This window comes from Butyricicoccus sp. (assembly GCF_050872565.1).
Lineage (GTDB): Bacteria > Bacillota > Clostridia > Oscillospirales > Butyricicoccaceae > Butyricicoccus_A.
The window spans coordinates 1-1,376 of sequence record NZ_JBNMHC010000473.1; the positions used below are offsets into that span (position 1 = coordinate 1).

A 1,376-nucleotide genomic window follows, 5' to 3' on the forward strand; every position below is an offset into this window, starting at 1 on the left:
AGCTCTGGAGTATTGGGGACCGGTTGACTGGTACAACGGCGGCATGGAGCACACCACGCTGCATCTGCTGTACTCTCGTTTCTGGCACAAGTTCCTGTACGACATCGGCGTTGTTCCGTACAAGGAGCCGTACAAGAAGCGCACCAGCCACGGCATGATTCTGGGTCAGAACCCGCACAACTTTGCCTATCTGCCGGAAGAAGAAAAGAAGAAGCTGCTCGAAGAGTATGGTTCGGAAGAAGCTGCACAGAAGCATCTGGCAGAGAAGTACGGCGAGATGGCAAACCATCCGGTTGTTAAGATGTCCAAGTCTCTGGGCAACGTTGTCAACCCGGATGAGACCATTGACGAGTACGGCGCAGATACCATGCGTCTGTACGAGATGTTCATCGGTGACTTCGAGAAGTCCGCTGCTTGGTCTCCGAAGGCCATCAAGGGCTGCCGCCGCTTCGTAGAGCGTATTTGGAACCTGTTTGACAAGGTACAGCCGGGCGACGAATACAGCGAGGCAAATATGGTTGCGATGCACCGCACCATCCAGAAGGTTTCCGAGGACATTGAAAACCTGAAGATGAACACGGCTATCGCACAGATGATGACCCTGCTCAATCAGCTGACCGAGAAGGGCGTCAACCGTGCAGAGTACAAGACTCTGCTCGCGCTGCTCAACCCGTTCGCACCGCATGTCACGGAAGAGCTGTGGCAGATGATGGGCGAGACGGATCTGCTCAGCCTGCACACCTGGCCGAGCTTCGATGAGAGCAAGACTGTAGAGTCTTCTGTCACGATTGCTGTTCAGGTAAACGGCAAGGTTAAGGGCACCGTAACGCTCCCGATGGACTGCCCGAAGGAGCAGGCTCTGGAGATCGCTCTGGCAGACACCAAGGTACAGAACGCCATTAACGGCAAAAACGTGGTAAAATCTATCGTTGTGCCGAACAAAATCATCAATCTCGTTGTCAAGTAAGGGCTTGTACAGGTTTTTGCAGATTTCTGAAACTTGTGCTTGACACCGCACCATGAAAACGATATAATATATACACGGCATTATGCCGATGCATAAGCATAAGCGTTTATTGGCAACGCGCGGAGGGAGGGAAAACAATGTCGGAAATCCGCGTAAAGGAAAACGAGTCTCTCGACAGCGCACTGAGAAGATTTAAGAGATCGTGCGCAAAGGCGGGTGTGCTTTCCGAGCTTCGCAAGCGTGAGCATTATGAGAGCCCAAGCGTAAAGCGCCGTAAGAAGTCCGAGGCGGCTCGCGCAAAGAGAAGAAAGTATTAATTACTTGCTCAAACAGCACCGGAATGGGAAACTGTTCCGGTGTTTTTTGATGCCTGAACGGCGCATACTTTCGCCGGTTTCGGGCAAACTGA

2 protein-coding genes are annotated in these 1,376 nt (G+C 52.4%); both read left to right on the forward strand.

Annotation, left to right across the window (positions count from 1 at the left end; all coding sequences use genetic code 11):
• Positions 1 to 967: class I tRNA ligase family protein (locus tag ACR0P9_RS12645; RefSeq protein WP_432620686.1), on the forward strand; the 967-nt coding region annotated here is incomplete at its 5' end.
• A 137-nt stretch (positions 968 to 1,104) separates the two neighbouring features.
• Positions 1,105 to 1,284, forward strand: coding sequence for a 30S ribosomal protein S21 (gene rpsU / locus ACR0P9_RS12650; protein ID WP_087016608.1), 180 nt, complete (start codon positions 1,105 to 1,107; stop codon positions 1,282 to 1,284).
• Positions 1,285 to 1,376 lie beyond the last annotated feature (92 nt).

Bases quoted from the DNA above. Each gene is read 5' to 3' on its own strand.
- rpsU (WP_087016608.1), top strand. From the start codon at position 1,105: ATGTCGGAAATCCGCGTAAAGGAAAACGAGTCTCTCGACAGCGCACTG.